Source organism: Streptomyces sp. NPDC003943, from assembly GCF_053605265.1.
Genome location: NZ_JBSGIW010000076.1, coordinates 1 through 14,140, shown reverse-complemented (window position 1 = coordinate 14,140; position 14,140 = coordinate 1). Strand labels below are relative to the sequence as shown.

Sequence of the window (14,140 nt, the reverse complement as noted above, 5' to 3'; positions counted from 1 at the left end):
GGGCTACGCCGGCGGGTTGGCCGGCGCGGAGATCCGGTAGAGGACGCAGGGGCGGAGCGGGCCCTCGGGGACGCTCGGGTCGTCGAAGTCGTCGGCGGGGTCGCGGGTCATGCCGAGGCGGCGCATCACCGCCTGGGAGCGCACGTTGCGGACGGTGGTCATCGCGATCACCTCCGGCAGCCCGAGGGTCTCGAAGGCGAACGCCAGACAGGCGCGGGCGGCCTCGGTGGCGTAACCGTGGCCCCAGGCCGCACGCTTGAGCCGCCAGCCGACGTCGACGGCCGTGAACGGCATGGCGGCGCCCACCTGGTCCAGGCCGGCCCGGCCGAGGAACTCGCCGGTCTCGCGGAGTTCGAGCGCCCACCAGCCGAAGCCGCGCGCGTCGGCCTCGGCCCGCATGCGGGCCACCGTGGCATCGCTCTGCTCACGGGTGAGCAACTCCCCCAGGTGCTCGCGGACTTCGGGGTCGGCCATCATCGCGGCCCATGGTTCGAGGTCGGAGTCCCGCCAGCGGCGGAGCAGGAGACGATCGGTTCGCAGTTCTGGCAGTCCTGGCAGTTCCGGCAGTTCTGGCATGGCGTGCAGCCAACCGAATCGCGAGCGGCCTGTCGAGCGAAATTCGGTTGACCGGGCGGCGGGTCGGGGCTGCACTGTGGCGGGCCGTCACGAGCCGGGGAGGCAGCGCCAGCAATGCGGATCCGTTCCACGACCGACCAGGACTTCGACGTCTTCGTCGACACGCTCCATGCCGCGTTCGGACGCTTCCCGGAGACGCCGGACGCGGACGGCGGCGGGGTCTGGTGGGCGGCCCTCGAAACGGACCGCTGCCTGCTCGCCACGGCGGAGGACGGCCGGCCCGTCGGCACCGCCGGCGCGTACTCCTTCGAGCTCACCCTGCCGGGCGGGACCGTCGCGCCGGCCGCCGGCGTGACCGCCGTCGGCGTCGTGCCCTCGCACCGGCGCCGGGGCGTGCTCACGGCGATGATGCGGCACCAGCTCACCGAGCTGCGGGAACGGGGCGAGTTCCTCTCCGTGCTGCTGGCCTCCGAGGCGGTGATCTACCGCAGGTTCGGCTACGGGCCGGCGACGTACACGGGGCGGCTGACCGTGCCGCGCCACCGGGCGGCCTTCGCCCAGCCCCGGGGCGGGCCGAAGGCGACGGGCCCGGTCGAGGTGCTACGGCGCGCCGAGTGCCGGGACGTCCTCGAAGAGGTCTACGACCGCTACCGCCGCGCCCAGCCCGGCGCGCTGTCCCGCCCGCACCGCTGGTGGACCCGGGGCGCGGGCCAGCCGCCCGTCGCTCCGGCGCCGCGCTACGTCGCCGTCCACCGCGACGCCGACGGCGTCCCGGACGGATACGCCAGCTACTCGCTCGACGGCGACACCCTGACCGTCGACGAGACCATCGCCACGGACGCCGCCGCCTTCACGGCCCTGGCCCGGTTCGTGCTCGGCCACGACCTGGTCGGCCGGGTCGTGTTCAAGCACGTCCCGTCCGAACACCCGCTGCGCTGGCAGCTCGCGGACTTCCGCGCCGCCGAGGCGGGCGGCGACACCGACTGGCTCTGGGTACGGCTCCTCGACGTCCCGCGCGCCCTGACGGCGCGCGGCTGGTCCACCGACGGCGAGCTCGTCCTCGACGTCGACGACCCGTTCCTCGGCGAGCGCAACCGCTACCTGCTCACCGTCCGCGACGGCAAGCCCGACTGCACCCCGACGGACCGCGCCCCCGACCTCTCCCTGGACGTGAGCGACCTGGCCTCCATCTACCTCGGCGGCACGACCCCGAGCACCCTCGCCCAAGCCGGCCACCTCCACGCCCACCACCCGGCCGCGATCCCCCTGACGGACGCCCTGTTCCGCACGGACCGCCGCCCGCACTGCCTGCACTGGTTCTGACGGCGGGGCTGGCAGGGATCCGGCGCGGTCGGAGTGGGCCGCGCCGTACCGACACGCCCCTGCGTCCCTTCGCGTGCCGTTCGGGGGCTCGGGCGCGTCCGGCTCCCGGGGGTGGGCTCGGCCGGGCCACTGTGTGGGCAGCACACGCGCAGCACACACAGCGAAAGGGCCCCCATGGCAACCCCACACGCCCCCGGCAGCTTCGTCGCCCACACCGGGACCGACGTCTACGGTCCCGGCAAGGTCATCGGCGTGGACGGACAGCACCGGCGGGTGCGGTTCGTGCGCTTCGTCGCGACGGTCAGGGCGGGGGATCTGCGCGCCGCGACCGTGAGCGAGACGCGGGAGGTCGAGGAGTGGCTGCGGGCGAGGAAGCGGCGGTACGGCGGCGAGTGGTGACGGCGGGCCGGCCGCGATACGCGTGGAGCCTCCACCCGGCCGGGTGGAGGCTCCACGTGACAGCAGGTGGCCGTCAGCCGTTGCCCGAGAGGTCGATCGACTTCGTGCGCTCGGCCTTGGTCTTGCCGCGCAGCGCGTCGCGCATGACGAAGGCGACGTCGTCGGCGGAGACCTGGTGCTTGGTGCCGTCGCCCTTGGTGATCATGACGCCGTCGAAGACGCCGTCGAGGAGCTCGTCGATCGCCTTCTTGTCGTAGACCTCGACCAGGCGGCCGTCGACGGCCTTCATGGAGAGGATCTTCGGCAGCGAGCGGTTCGGGCCGAAGTCGATCTTCTTGCCGCCGGCCTCGATGGTGATGATGCCGGACATGGCGGGCCGGGCGAACTCCTCCATGGCCCGGTCCAGCTCGGCCTTGGTGACGGTCGGCCGGCGGGTGACGACGGGAAGCTCGACGGTCTTGGTGAGACCGGTCTGGACCTGGGCGCGGTAGGCGTCCTTGACCGAGATCATGGCGCGCTGGACGTCGATGCCCTTGCCCGCCTTGCCCTCGACCGGGGTGACCTTGCCCGGGGAGAAGAGGATGGTGCCCTCGGTGACCGAGCCGGAGCTGCCGGAGAGGTCGGTGAGGGCGACGGCCAGCTTCTCCTCGTCGATCGGGAAGACCGGCTGGGCGACGCGCTCGCCGCCGAAGAGGGAGCCGATGACGGAGACCGGGTTGTAGTCGCTGCCGGAGGCGGCGCGCACGGTCTCCTGGGTGTCCAGGGCGAGGCCGGCCTTGTCCGGGGCCAGTTCGACCTTCTTGCCGTCGACGCTGAGCTGGAGCGGGGCGCTGGCGCGCTTGCCGAGCGCCGCGTCGAGCTTGGCGACGGCCTCGTCCTTCGTGCCGCCGCCCACGTCGACGCCGAGCACGGTGGTGCCCTTGGGGACGTCGGAGTGGTTGAGGAGCAGTCCGGCGCCGTAGGCCACGCCGGCGAGGCCGATGACGCCGACGCAGGCGAGGACGAGCTTGGAGCGCTTCTTCACGGGCTTGGCCGTGGACGCCGGGGTCGGGCGCGGGGCGGCCGGCGCCGGGGCCGGCGTCTCGTCGCGCTCGGGGATACGGGGCGTCAGGTCCGGGCCGTCGGGCCGGCCGAAGGGCACGCCGCTGTTCAGCGTGGCGCCGGAGACGTTGCCGCCGCCACCGGTCAGCGGGCCGGTGACCGGGCCCGGGACGGGCGCCGGGGGCTGCGGGGTGAGGACCGCGGTGTCGTCGGACAGCCGGGGCGCGCCGTCGGCGTACGTCTGACCGGCGTCGAGCTGACCGACACCGGGCAGACCCCCGCCGGGCTGACCCGCGCCAAGCTGACCCGCGCCCGGCTGACCCGCACCGGGACGGCCGCCCTGGGGGCCCTGCGGCCGGCCGCCCGGCCGACCGCCCTGCGGCTGGCCGCCGCGCGGCCGGCCCGGGGCCGCGACCATGCTGCTGCCGCCCGTGACGGGGCCGGTGGTCGGGCCGGCGGGGGCCGCGGGGCCGCCGAGGACCGGGGTGCCGGCGGCCGGGGTGTGGCCCGGGCCGTCGTCGTACAGCGGGTTGGCGGGCGCGCCGGCCATCGGGTCGATGACGGGGCTGCCGTGGGCGGGCGTCTGGTTGGGGCCGCCGGTCGGCAGGGTGACGATCGGCATGCTCTGGGTGGTGCCGGCGCCGGACGGGACGCCGTCGGAGGCGGAGCCGGTGAAGCCGGGGGCGCCGGTGGACGCCGAGGGGCCCGCGCCGAGGGCACGGGGACCCGCGGGGGCCGCCGGGGCGGGCGCGGGCTTCGGCGCGGGCGCGGCAGGCGCGGGCGCTGCCGGGGAGGACTTGCGCGGGGCGAACCAGTCGCTGGCCGGCTTCTCCTCCACCGCGGCCTGCGCGGCCGGCTCCGGCTCGGGGGCCGGCTCCGGGCGGGCGGGCTCGGGCTCGGGCCGTGCGCCGGAGGCGATGCGCTCGACTTCGGCGGCGCGCGCGGCCGCGGCGGCCCGGTCGTCGACGGGGGCACCGCCCTCGCCGACCGGCTTGCGGACGACGACGGGCGGGATCGGCCGCGAACCCGGGATGTTGATCCGGATCCGGGTGGTCAGCGTGGTTTCCGTCTTGGGCTCCTCCGGCAGCGCGCCGGCGGCGTCCTCGGCACCCTCCTGGCCCGGGCGGAACCCGTACGGCGGAGTGCCCGAGGGGTACGCGGCCCCGCCGCGCCCCTGGGCGCCGGAGGACGAACGGTCTGTCTCTCGACCAGTTTCACGACTCAAAGCAGGATCTCCCGGTTGACTCCGCCGCCCGCTCTTGCTGACGCTCGTGGTGATCCGGGCGGTCGGCGGCGCGCACCACCATACTGGCCGCCGCCGATCCGCACCCGACCCGGCGTGGATCCGCCATGGGCAATCCGGCCGAAGTCAAGACACTCCCCCGTCATTTCGGCCACGACCAACTCGGCCTTTTCGCAGGGGTGGTCGCAGGGCGGTCACACGGTCGGCGGGGCCAGCCGGCTCATGGTGGCGCACATCACAGCGACGGCCATGCCGCCGAGCAGGAACACCATCTCGCCGAGCCCGCCGCCGAACAGGCCGTCGCCTTCCGGGCGTCCGAAGCTGAGCAGCACGATGGCGACCAGCCAGCCGGCACCCGCCGCGGCGACGCCGAGCTGGTTGCCGGTGGCGCGCCGGCCGGCGTAGAAGAGGGCGGCGGTGGCGAGCAGGGCGAGGAGCAACCCGGCGGGGAACCAGGCGGCTTGGACGAGCGAGCCGGCGGCGCCGACGAGGGCGCCGACGACGAACAGGCCCACGTACCAGGCATATCGGGCGCCCGCGCTGATGCCGCTCACTCGCCCGCTCCGGCCTCGGTGAGCCCGGCGAGCCCCGCGAGCCCGGCGAACAGATCGGTCTCGCGTTCGCCCGCGGGCGCGCCCGACTCGCCGCGCACCAGCTCGTAGTACTCGGTGGTCTGGATGGGCTGGCCCAGGTTGTTGGAGAGGGCGAAGAAGGGGCCGTCGACCGCGATCTGGGTGGCGTGGACGGCCATGGCGGCCGTCTTGCGGGCCGTGTGCGCGGTGCCGCCGGCGATCTCCGTGGTGACCCGGGACGGGTCGACGACACCGGGCAGGTCGTCGATCTCGGCCTCGGCCGGGAAGACGGAGCCCTCGGCGCTCAGCCGGGCGAAGCCGGCCTCGGCGACCGGGCGCGGGATCCGGTTCCAGTAGATCTTGGCGATGGTGTGGGCGGGGCCGAGGTCCGGGCGGTACGCGGGGTCGGCGGCCAGCTCGGCGGCGCGGGTGGCGACCCGGTGGGCCTGGATGTGGTCGGGGTGGCCGTAGCCGCCGTCGGGGTCGTAGGTGACGAGGACCTGCGGGCGGGTCTCGCGGACGATCTCGACGAGGTACGGGGCGGCCGCGTCGACGTCGGTGTTCCAGAAGGCGCCCGGGCGGTGGTTCTGCTCCGCGCCCATCATCCCGGAGTCGCGGAAGCGTCCGGGGCCGCCGAGGAAGCGGTGGTCGGTGACGCCCAGCTCCTTCATGGCGGCGGCGAGTTCGCCGGCGCGGTACTCGCCGAGCCGGTCCTCGCGGTCGGGCGCGAGGTGGGCGAGCTCGGGCGGGATGACCTCGCCCTCCTCGCCCAGGGTGCAGGTCACCAGGGTCACGAGGGCGCCCTCGGCCGCGTACCTGGCCATGGTGGCGCCGTTGTTGATCGACTCGTCGTCCGGGTGCGCGTGCACGAGGAGCAGACGACGGGCTGGGAGATCCGTCATGGCCCCACCCTACGAGGCGGGACCACGCGGAAGCCCACAGGTCAGAACTTGAGGCCGCCGATCATGCTCGCCACGTTCGTCGTGAGCGTGCTGATCGAGGGGGCGATGGAGGAGCTGGCCAGGTAGAAGCCCAGGAGCGCGCAGACCGCCGCGTGCCCGGCCTTGAGCCCGGATTTCCGGATCAGCAGGAAGACGACGATCGCCAGCAGCACCACCACCGAGATCGAGAGTGCCACGGCGGTTCACCTCCACACTTCTTCGGTCGGACGTTCGGTTGGCCGTTCGATTGGCATGTGCCCGATGGATGCTTACCCACCTAGCGCTACGGATCATAACTATCCGTGCCATCGCATCGATCGGTGTACGGGGGCATGAGGGGGCGCACGGACGCTAGTTTCGGTCACATGACTTCGTCTCAGGAACAGATCTCGTTTCCTCGTCAGTACGCCAGGACACAGCGGTTCACCCTGGGCGCACCGCGCGCGTTCAGCGTGTCGCCGGACGGTGAGCGGGTGGTGTTCGTGCGCTCCGGTTCGGGGACGGACCGGACGCACGGGCTGTGGGTGCTCGACCTGAAGGAGGGCGCGGAGCGGCTCGCGGCGGACCCGGAGGCGCTGCTCGCGGGCGCGGCCGAGGAGTTGTCGCCGGAGGAGCGGGCGCGCCGGGAGCGCGTCCGGGAGGGCTCCGCGGGCGTCGTGGGCTACGCGGTGGACGGAGCCGTGGAGTTGGCCGCGTTCGCGCTGTCGGGGCGGCTCTTCGTGGCCGAGCTGCGGGCGGGCACGGCCCGCGAACTGCCGGCGCCGGGCCCGGTGATCGACCCGCGGCCGTCGCCGGACGGGCGCTTCGTGGCGTACGCGGCGGGCGGGGCGCTGCGGGTGACCGGGGCGGACGGAACGGGTGACCGGGCGCTCGCGGAGCCGGATCCGGCGACGGAGGCGGACGGCGTCACGTACGGGCTCGCGGAGTTCGCGGCCTCGGAGGAGATGGCCCGCACGCGGGGCTTCTGGTGGGCGCCGGACTCGGACCGGCTCCTGGTCGCGCGGGTGGACGAGCGGCCGGTGAAGCGCTGGTGGATCGCGGATCCGGCGCATCCGGCGCGGGAGCCGCAGCGGGTGGCCTACCCGGCGGCGGGGACGCCGAACGCGGAGGTGCGGCTCTTCGTCGTGGATCTGTCCGGAAACCGCACCGAGGTCTTGTGGGACCGGGCCGCCTTCCCGTATCTGGGCCGGGTCCACTGGTCGTCGGAGGGTGCTCCGCTGCTGCTCGTGCAGGCGCGGGACCAGCGGACGCAGGCGTACCTGTCGGTCGACCCGGAGTCGGGGGCGACGACGGCGGTGCGCGTGGACGAGGATCCGGCATGGCTGGAACTTTTCGGCGGAGTGCCGGCCTGGACGGCGGACGGGCGGCTCGTGCGGATCACGGACGAGGGCGGGGTACGCGCGCTCGCGGTGGGCGACCGGGTCCTGACGGATGCCCGGCTGCACGTACGGGCGGTGCTCGACGTCGGTGCGGAAGATGTCCTGATCTCGGCGGCTGCGGGAGAGGCGGCCGGGGCGGACGGTGCTTCGGAGACGGGTGAGATCCATGTGTACCGGGTGAGTGACCAGGGCGTGGAGCGGGTCTCCGAGGCCCCCGGCGTGCACGCGGCCGTGCGGTCCGGCGCGGTCATGGTGCTGTCCTCCGCCCGGCCGGACGCCCCGGGGAGCGTGGCGCGGGTGCTGCGGGACGGCAAGCAGCAGGCCGAGGTCGTCTCCTACGCGCAGCGGCCGGTGCTCGCGGCGCGGGCGCGGCTTGTCGAGGCGGGCGAGCGGCGGATCCCGTGCGCGGTGCTGCTGCCCTCGTGGTGGTCGGCGGGCGACGGGCCGCTGCCGGTGCTCATGGATCCGTACGGCGGTCCGCACGGGCAGCGGGTGCTCGCCGCGCACAACGCGTATCTGACCTCGCAGTGGTTCGCCGAGCAGGGCTTCGCGGTGGTCGTGGCGGACGGGCGGGGCATGCCGGGCCGCTCCCCCGCCTGGGAGAAGGCGGTCCGCGACCGGCTCACGCTGGCGCTCGACGACCAGGTGGCGGCCCTTGAGGCGCTCGCCGCCGACTTCCCGCTGGACCTGGGGCGGGTGGGCATTCGCGGCTGGTCCTTCGGCGGTTATCTCGCGGGGCTCGCGGCGCTGCGGCGGCCGGACGTGTTCCACGCGGCCGTGGTGGGCGCGCCGGTGGCGGACTGGCGGCTCTACGACACCCACTACACCGAACGCTATCTGGGCCTGCCCGACGAGCAGGAGTCCGTCTACGCGGCGAACTCCCTGGTCACGGACGCCGGTCTGGTCGACGCGCGGGAGCCGGCCCGGCCGATGATGATCGTGCACGGCCTCGCCGACGACAACGTGGTGGCCGCGCACACCCTCCGGCTCTCCTCGGCGCTGCTCGCGGCCGGCCGGCCGCACGAGGTGCTGCCGCTCTCGGGCGTGACGCACATGACGCCGCAGGAGCAGGTGGCGGAGAACCTGCTGCTGCTCCAGGTGGACTTCCTCAAGCGGTCGCTGGGTCTCGGCTGAGTGGTCACCAGCCGGGCGGGCGGTGCGCGGGCGGGGCCGGCGGGAGGGCGGCGACGGGGCGGTACGGGACCCGGCGGGGCTGCCAGGAACGGCCGAGAAGCACGAGCACCGCGAGCCCGGCGAGCAGCGCGTAGCCGGCGGTGAGGTCGTACAGGCGGGCGTAGAGGTCCGGTTCCGGCACGAGCGGTGAGCGGCCGGACCGCAGCGCCGCGGCGACCCCGCCGGCTCCGCAGCCGGCCAGCAGCAGCCCGCCGAGCAGGCCGAGCGGCCGGGTGTGCCGGGCCCGCGCGAAGGCGCTGCCGGCGGCGGCGAGGAGCAGCAGGACGAGGACGGCGTCGAGCCAGCCGGGCGGTACGGCGAGGGAGGGCAGGAGCAGGGCGGGGGCGCCGGTGTAGCGGCTGATCGTGTACTCGGGCGGCAGGAGCGCGGCCCAGCGCGCCTCCCAGGCCGCCCACATGAGCCCGCCGCCCGCGCACAGGATCCCGGCGGCGACGGCGGGTCCGGTACGGGGCCGGGCGGGCGCCCCGGCAGCCCCGGCGGCCGCGTCGGCGCCGCCCGCGCCGTCCCGGCCGCCGCCCGCGACCTCCCGGCCGGCGGCCGCGGTGACGGCGAGTCCGGTGGCGAGCCCGAGGCTGAGCAGCGTGGTGACGAGCGCCTCCACCCCGGAGGCCCACAGTCCGGGCAGTCGCAGCGCGAGGGTGGTGATGCCGGTGACGGCGAGCGCGGGCCCGGCGAGCGGGGAGCGCAGGGCGGTGACGGCGGTGACGACGTACGCGACGAGCAGGAGCGGGTCGACGAACGAGGTCGCCGTGGTGCCGTGCACCCGGACGGTGTGGTCGCCCGCCCAGTACCAGAGGAGTTCGGGGGTCGGGCCGAAGGTCGCGAGGTCGCGCAGCAGCCAGACGACGAGGACGAGCGCGAGCGCGCCGCACAGGGCGGCGCCGGTGAGACGTGCCGTACGTGTCACAGTCACGAGGCCGATACTCACGGTTGCCGACGGCCGAAACAAGGAGTTCCGCAAAGCGGCGGGCATATGCGTCACGTCGGTGCGGGCGGGGTGGTCAACCGGGGCGACATGGCGCGCCCCGGTTGACCGAACGGCACCCGCACGGCCGTACTGGATACAGGATCCTGAGTCCGTATATCGGATCCAATTCCACCGAGTTGCCTCCGCGTTAAGGCGCTTCGGGTTCCTCCGGCGGCACCACCGTCTTCTCCTCCGCGAAGTGGCACGCCGAGTCGTGCTTCGCCGGGCTGTCCGTCAGCCGGAACTCCGCCGGCACCGCCAGCAGCGGGACCTCCAGGGCACACCGCTCCCGCGCCTTCCAGCACCTCGTGCGGAAGCGGCAGCCGGACGGGATGTTGGCCGGCGAGGGGACGTCGCCGGCCAGGAGGATGCGCTCGCGGTGCTCGCGCGCGTCCGGGTCGGGCACCGGGACCGCCGACAGCAGCGCCTGCGTGTAGGGATGCGTCGGGTGGTCGTAGATCTCCGCGTCGGATCCGATCTCCATGATCCGGCCCAGATACATCACCCCGACCCGGTCGGAGATGTGCCGCACGATCGACAGGTCGTGCGCGATGAAGACGTACGACAGCTTGAACTCGTCCTGCAGCCGCGCCAGGAGGTTCACCACCTGCGCCTGCACCGAGACGTCGAGCGCCGACACCGGCTCGTCCGCGACGATGATCTCGGGCTGCAGCGCCAGCCCCCGCGCGATGCCGATGCGCTGGCGCTGGCCGCCGGAGAACTGGTGCGGATAGCGGTTGATGTACTCGGGGTTGAGGCCCACGACGTCGAGCAGGTCCTGCACCTTGCGGCGGCGCGAGCCCTTGGGCGCGACCTCCGGGTGGATCTCGTACGGCTCGCCGATGATGTCGCCGACCGTCATGCGCGGGTTCAGCGAGGTGTACGGGTCCTGGAACACCATCTGGATGTTCCGGCGCACGGCCTTCAGCGCCCGGGACGACAGCTTGGTGATGTCCTCGCCCTTGTACGAGATCGAGCCGGAGGTCGGCGTCTCCAGGTTGACCAGCATCTTCGCGACCGTCGACTTGCCGCAGCCGGACTCGCCGACGATGCCGAGGGTCTCGCCGGTCATGAGGTCGAAGTCGACGCCGTCGACCGCGCGGACCTCGCCGACCTGCTTCTTGAAGAGGATGCCCTGGGTCAGCGGATAGTGCTTGACCAGGTCGCGGACCTGGAGAATCGCCTCAGCCATGGAGGCACTCCTTCCAGAAGTGGCAGGCGCTGGCGCGGGGCACGGGCGATTCGGTGACGTCGTACAGCGGCGGCACGTCGGTGCGGCACACGTCCTGGGCGAGCGGGCAGCGCGGATGGAAGGCGCAGCCCGGCGGGATCTTCAGCAGGTTGGGCGGCAGGCCCTTGATCGCGTAGAGCTCCTGGCCCTTCTGGTCCAGGCGCGGGATCGATTCGAGCAGTCCCCTGGTGTAGGGGTGGGCGGGAGCCTTGTAGATCTCGTGGACGGGGGCCTGTTCGACGATCCGGCCCGCGTACATCACGGCGATCTTGTCCGCGACGTCGGCGACGACGCCGAGATCGTGGGTGATCAGGATCAGACCCATGTTGTACTCGCGCTGCAGCTCCGCGAGCAGGTCCATGACCTGGGCCTGCACCGTCACGTCGAGCGCCGTGGTGGGCTCGTCCGCGATGATCAGGTCCGGCTCCAGGGCGAGCGCCATGGCGATCATGATGCGCTGGCGCATGCCGCCGGAGAACTGGTGCGGGTACTGCCCGACGCGCTCCTTGGCGGCGGGGATGCGCACCCGGTCCATCAGCTCGACGGCCTTGGCGCGGGCGTCCTTCTTCGACATCCCCTTGTGGACCCGGAACATCTCGCCGAGCTGTTCGCCGACGCTGAGCACCGGGTTGAGGGAGGACAGCGCGTCCTGGAAGATCATCGCCATCCTGGCGCCGCGGATCTTCCGCCGGTCGTCCTCCTTGAGCTTCAGCAGGTCCTGGTCCTGGAAGAGGATCTCGCCGCCGCTGATCTTCCCGGGGGGCATGTCGAGGATGCCCATGATCGCCTGCGCGGTCACGGACTTGCCGGAGCCGGACTCGCCGAGCACGGCGAGCGTCTCGCCGGCGTCGACGGAGTAGTTGACGCCGTTGACCGCCTTGGCCACTCCCTCCCGGGTGTGGAACTCCACGTGCAGGTCGCGCACTTCGAGCAGCATGGTCGGCTACCTCAGCTTGGGGTCGAGGGCGTCGCGCACCGCGTCGCCGAGCATGATGAAGGCGAGCACCGTGATGGCGAGCGCGCCGGCCGGCCAGAGCAGCATGTGCGGCGCGTTGCGGACGTACTGGCTCGCCGACGAGATGTCGATGCCCCAGGAGACGGTCGGCGGCTTCAGGCCGACGCCGAGGTACGACAGGGTCGCCTCCAGGGCGATGTAGGTGCCGAGCGCGATGGTCGCGACGACGATCACGGGGGCGACCGCGTTGGGCGTGATGTGGCGCAGCAGCATCCGGGAGTTGGAGGCGCCGAGGGCCCGGGCGGCCTGGACGTAGTCGTTCTGTCTGGCGGTGATGACGGAGCCGCGGGCGATGCGGGAGACCTGCGGCCAGCCGAGCAGCACCATGAAGCCGATGACGGGCCAGACGGTGGAGCTGGTCACCACGGACAGCAGGACGAGACCGCCGAGGACGACGGGGATGGCGAAGAAGACGTCGGTGAGCCGGGAGAGGATCCCGTCCCAGGTGCCGCCGAAGAAGCCGGCGAGGCCGCCGAGGACGCTGCCGAGGACCGCGACGCCCAGGGTGGCGAGGACGCCGACGGTGACGGAGGTGCGGGCGCCGTAGACGACCCTGGTGTAGACGTCGCAGCCCTGGCCGTTGAACCCGAAGGGGTGGCCGGGCTGGGACCCCTCCTGGGCCTTGGAGAGGTCGCAGTCGAGCGGGTCTCCGGAGGCGATGAGCGAGGGCCAGATGGCGATCACGACCAGGAAGAGGATGACCAGGGCGGAGATGATGAAGACGGGGTTGCGGCGCAGGTCGCGCCAGGCGTCGGACCACAGGGAGCGGGGCTTCCTGTCGGGTTCGGCGTCGGGGCCTTCGAGGTTCTTCTCCAGGGTCTCCGCGTCCGCGGTGCCGAAGTCGGCCGCCCCCCCTGCACCGGTCGAGGCCACGGCGCGTCCTTCCTCCCCGTACGACTCCAGTGGCTCGAACGACTCAAGCGGCTCAGGCATAGCGAATCCTCGGGTCGAGTACGGCGTACAGGAGGTCGACCAGCAGGTTGGCCAGCAGGAACACCAGGACGAGGACGGTCACGAAGCCGACGACGGTCTGGGTGTTCTGGCGGACGATGCCCTGGTAGAGCTGGTAGCCGACGCCGTGGATGTTGAAGATCCGTTCGGTGACGATGGCGCCGCCCATGAGGGCGCCGATGTCGGCGCCGATGAAGGTCACCACGGGGATGAGGCTGTTGCGCAGCAGGTGGCGGGTGATGACCCGGCGCCGCGGCAGGCCCTTGGCGACGGCGGTGCGGACGTAGTCGGCGCGCTTGTTCTCGGCGATCGAGGTCCGGGTGAGCCGGGTGACGTACGCGAGCGAGACGGAGGCGAGGACGAGTCCGGGCACGATGAGTTCGTTGAAGGGCGCCTCGGGCGACACCGCCGGTGAGATCCAGCCCCACTTCACCCCGAGGAGGTACTGGACGAGCAGGCCGGTGACGAAGGTGGGGACGGACAGGACGACCAGGGTCAGCAGCAGGACGCTGGTGTCGACGGGGCGGCCGCGCTTGAGGCCGGTGATGACGCCGAGGGTGATGCCGATGACGATCTCGAAGAAGATGGCGACGACGGTCAGCCGGATGGTGACCGGGAAGGCGCTGGACATCAGCTCGGTGACGGGCTGTCCGTTGAACGCGGTGCCGAAGTCGCCGGTGAAGACGTTGCCCATGTAGGTCAGGTATTGCTGCCAGACGGGCTTGTCGAGGCCGAACTCCTTCTTCAGCTGGGCGGTGGTCGCCGGGTCGCACTGGCGCTCGCCGCACAGGCCGGCGATGGGGTCGCCCATCACGTTCACCATCAGGAAGATCAGCAGCGTGGCGCCGATGAAGACCGGGATCATCTGCAGCAGCCGCCGGATCACGTATCGACCCACGGGGGCCTCCAGGAGTGAGGAAATCCGGGACGGGCGGGCGGGAGAAGCGGTACGGCCCGGCGCGGGAGGGGGTCCGCGGGCCGGGCCGTGGTCCGTCGGCCTGCCAGGGCGTCACTTGACCTTGATCTGGTCGTAGACCGGGACGCTGAACGGGTTGAGCAGCACGTTCTCCACCCGGTCCGAGTAGCCGGCGCTGCCGTTCTGGTACCAGAGCGGGATGGCGCCCATGTCGTTCTTGAGGACCCCTTCCGCCTGCTGGAACAGCCCGACGGCCTTCGTGGTGTCGGTCTCGGCGTTGGCCTGGTTGACCAGGTTGTCGAACTGGGGGTTGGAGTACTTGCCGTCGTTGGACGAGGCGTTGGTGTAGTACAGCGGCTGGAGGAAGTTCTGGATGAGCGGGTAGTCCATCT

Annotated in this window: 13 protein-coding genes and 1 pseudogene; 3 read left to right on the top strand and 11 right to left on the bottom strand. The window is 72.8% G+C overall.

Annotated features, from left to right (window positions below):
• Nucleotides 1-3 precede the first annotated feature (3 nt).
• Complete coding sequence (locus ACWEV0_RS26795) at nucleotides 4-576, bottom strand: GNAT family N-acetyltransferase (protein ID WP_453152054.1); 573 nt, start codon at nucleotides 574-576, stop codon at nucleotides 4-6.
• Between the two features lie 114 nt (nucleotides 577-690).
• Between ACWEV0_RS26795 and ACWEV0_RS26790 the strand changes: the two genes are divergently transcribed.
• Complete coding sequence (locus tag ACWEV0_RS26790) at nucleotides 691-1,899, top strand: GNAT family N-acetyltransferase (RefSeq protein ID WP_453152053.1); 1,209 nt, start codon at nucleotides 691-693, stop codon at nucleotides 1,897-1,899.
• A 174-nt stretch (nucleotides 1,900-2,073) separates the two neighbouring features.
• Nucleotides 2,074-2,298, top strand: a complete 225-nt coding sequence (locus ACWEV0_RS26785) for a hypothetical protein (protein ID WP_451606707.1) — start codon at nucleotides 2,074-2,076, stop codon at nucleotides 2,296-2,298.
• Between the two features lie 73 nt (nucleotides 2,299-2,371).
• On the opposite strand, the gene ACWEV0_RS26780 is transcribed toward ACWEV0_RS26785, so the two are convergent.
• From ACWEV0_RS26780 to ACWEV0_RS26765, 4 genes are all read right to left on the bottom strand, one after another.
• A complete protein-coding gene (locus tag ACWEV0_RS26780; RefSeq protein ID WP_453152052.1) occupies nucleotides 2,372-4,564 on the bottom strand; it encodes a hypothetical protein in 2,193 nt (730 codons plus the stop codon).
• 212 nt (nucleotides 4,565-4,776) lie between these two features.
• Nucleotides 4,777-5,136: a DUF6113 family protein gene (locus ACWEV0_RS26775; RefSeq protein ID WP_453152051.1), complete on the bottom strand. Its 360-nt coding sequence runs from the start codon at nucleotides 5,134-5,136 to the stop codon at nucleotides 4,777-4,779.
• A complete protein-coding gene (mshB, locus tag ACWEV0_RS26770) occupies nucleotides 5,133-6,056 on the bottom strand; it encodes an N-acetyl-1-D-myo-inositol-2-amino-2-deoxy-alpha-D-glucopyranoside deacetylase (RefSeq protein ID WP_453152050.1) in 924 nt (307 codons plus the stop codon). Before mshB ends, ACWEV0_RS26775 begins: the two co-directional genes overlap by 4 nt.
• Before the next feature lie 41 nt (nucleotides 6,057-6,097).
• The gene (locus tag ACWEV0_RS26765) at nucleotides 6,098-6,292 is read right to left on the bottom strand and encodes a hypothetical protein (RefSeq protein ID WP_345485825.1); all 195 of its coding nucleotides are present in this window, start codon (nucleotides 6,290-6,292) and stop codon (nucleotides 6,098-6,100) included.
• A gap of 168 nt (nucleotides 6,293-6,460) precedes the next feature.
• Between ACWEV0_RS26765 and ACWEV0_RS26760 the strand changes: the two genes are divergently transcribed.
• The gene (locus ACWEV0_RS26760) at nucleotides 6,461-8,608 is read left to right on the top strand and encodes a prolyl oligopeptidase family serine peptidase (protein ID WP_453152049.1); all 2,148 of its coding nucleotides are present in this window, start codon (nucleotides 6,461-6,463) and stop codon (nucleotides 8,606-8,608) included.
• A gap of 4 nt (nucleotides 8,609-8,612) precedes the next feature.
• Here the strand turns inward: ACWEV0_RS26760 and ACWEV0_RS26755 are convergent, their stop codons facing one another.
• The 6 genes and pseudogenes from ACWEV0_RS26755 to ACWEV0_RS26730 form a co-directional block, all read right to left on the bottom strand.
• Nucleotides 8,613-9,581, bottom strand: a complete 969-nt coding sequence (locus ACWEV0_RS26755; protein WP_453152048.1) for a hypothetical protein — start codon at nucleotides 9,579-9,581, stop codon at nucleotides 8,613-8,615.
• Nucleotides 9,582-9,783: 202 nt separating this feature from the next.
• Complete coding sequence (locus ACWEV0_RS26750) at nucleotides 9,784-10,827, bottom strand: ABC transporter ATP-binding protein (RefSeq protein ID WP_453152046.1); 1,044 nt, start codon at nucleotides 10,825-10,827, stop codon at nucleotides 9,784-9,786.
• A complete protein-coding gene (locus tag ACWEV0_RS26745; protein WP_453152045.1) occupies nucleotides 10,820-11,803 on the bottom strand; it encodes an ABC transporter ATP-binding protein in 984 nt (327 codons plus the stop codon). Before ACWEV0_RS26745 ends, ACWEV0_RS26750 begins: the two co-directional genes overlap by 8 nt.
• Before the next feature lie 6 nt (nucleotides 11,804-11,809).
• Nucleotides 11,810-12,814: an ABC transporter permease gene (locus ACWEV0_RS26740; RefSeq protein WP_453152044.1), complete on the bottom strand. Its 1,005-nt coding sequence runs from the start codon at nucleotides 12,812-12,814 to the stop codon at nucleotides 11,810-11,812.
• Nucleotides 12,807-13,730 carry an ABC transporter permease gene (locus tag ACWEV0_RS26735; protein WP_453152043.1) on the bottom strand — a complete coding sequence of 308 codons (924 nt, stop codon included), beginning with the start codon at nucleotides 13,728-13,730 and terminating at the stop codon, nucleotides 12,807-12,809. Before ACWEV0_RS26735 ends, ACWEV0_RS26740 begins: the two co-directional genes overlap by 8 nt.
• Nucleotides 13,731-13,841: 111 nt before the next feature.
• A pseudogene (locus tag ACWEV0_RS26730) lies at nucleotides 13,842-14,140 on the bottom strand (ABC transporter substrate-binding protein); the annotation flags it as partial.

Bases quoted from the DNA above. Each gene is read 5' to 3' on its own strand.
- ACWEV0_RS26790 (WP_453152053.1), top strand. From the start codon at position 691: ATGCGGATCCGTTCCACGACCGACCAGGACTTCGACGTCTTCGTCGAC.
- mshB (WP_453152050.1), bottom strand. From the start codon at position 6,056: ATGACGGATCTCCCAGCCCGTCGTCTGCTCCTCGTGCACGCGCACCCG.
- ACWEV0_RS26740 (WP_453152044.1), bottom strand. From the start codon at position 12,814: ATGCCTGAGCCGCTTGAGTCGTTCGAGCCACTGGAGTCGTACGGGGAG.
- ACWEV0_RS26760 (WP_453152049.1), top strand. From the start codon at position 6,461: ATGACTTCGTCTCAGGAACAGATCTCGTTTCCTCGTCAGTACGCCAGG.
- ACWEV0_RS26745 (WP_453152045.1), bottom strand. From the start codon at position 11,803: ATGCTGCTCGAAGTGCGCGACCTGCACGTGGAGTTCCACACCCGGGAG.
- ACWEV0_RS26785 (WP_451606707.1), top strand. From the start codon at position 2,074: ATGGCAACCCCACACGCCCCCGGCAGCTTCGTCGCCCACACCGGGACC.
- ACWEV0_RS26795 (WP_453152054.1), bottom strand. From the start codon at position 576: ATGCCAGAACTGCCGGAACTGCCAGGACTGCCAGAACTGCGAACCGAT.
- ACWEV0_RS26750 (WP_453152046.1), bottom strand. From the start codon at position 10,827: ATGGCTGAGGCGATTCTCCAGGTCCGCGACCTGGTCAAGCACTATCCG.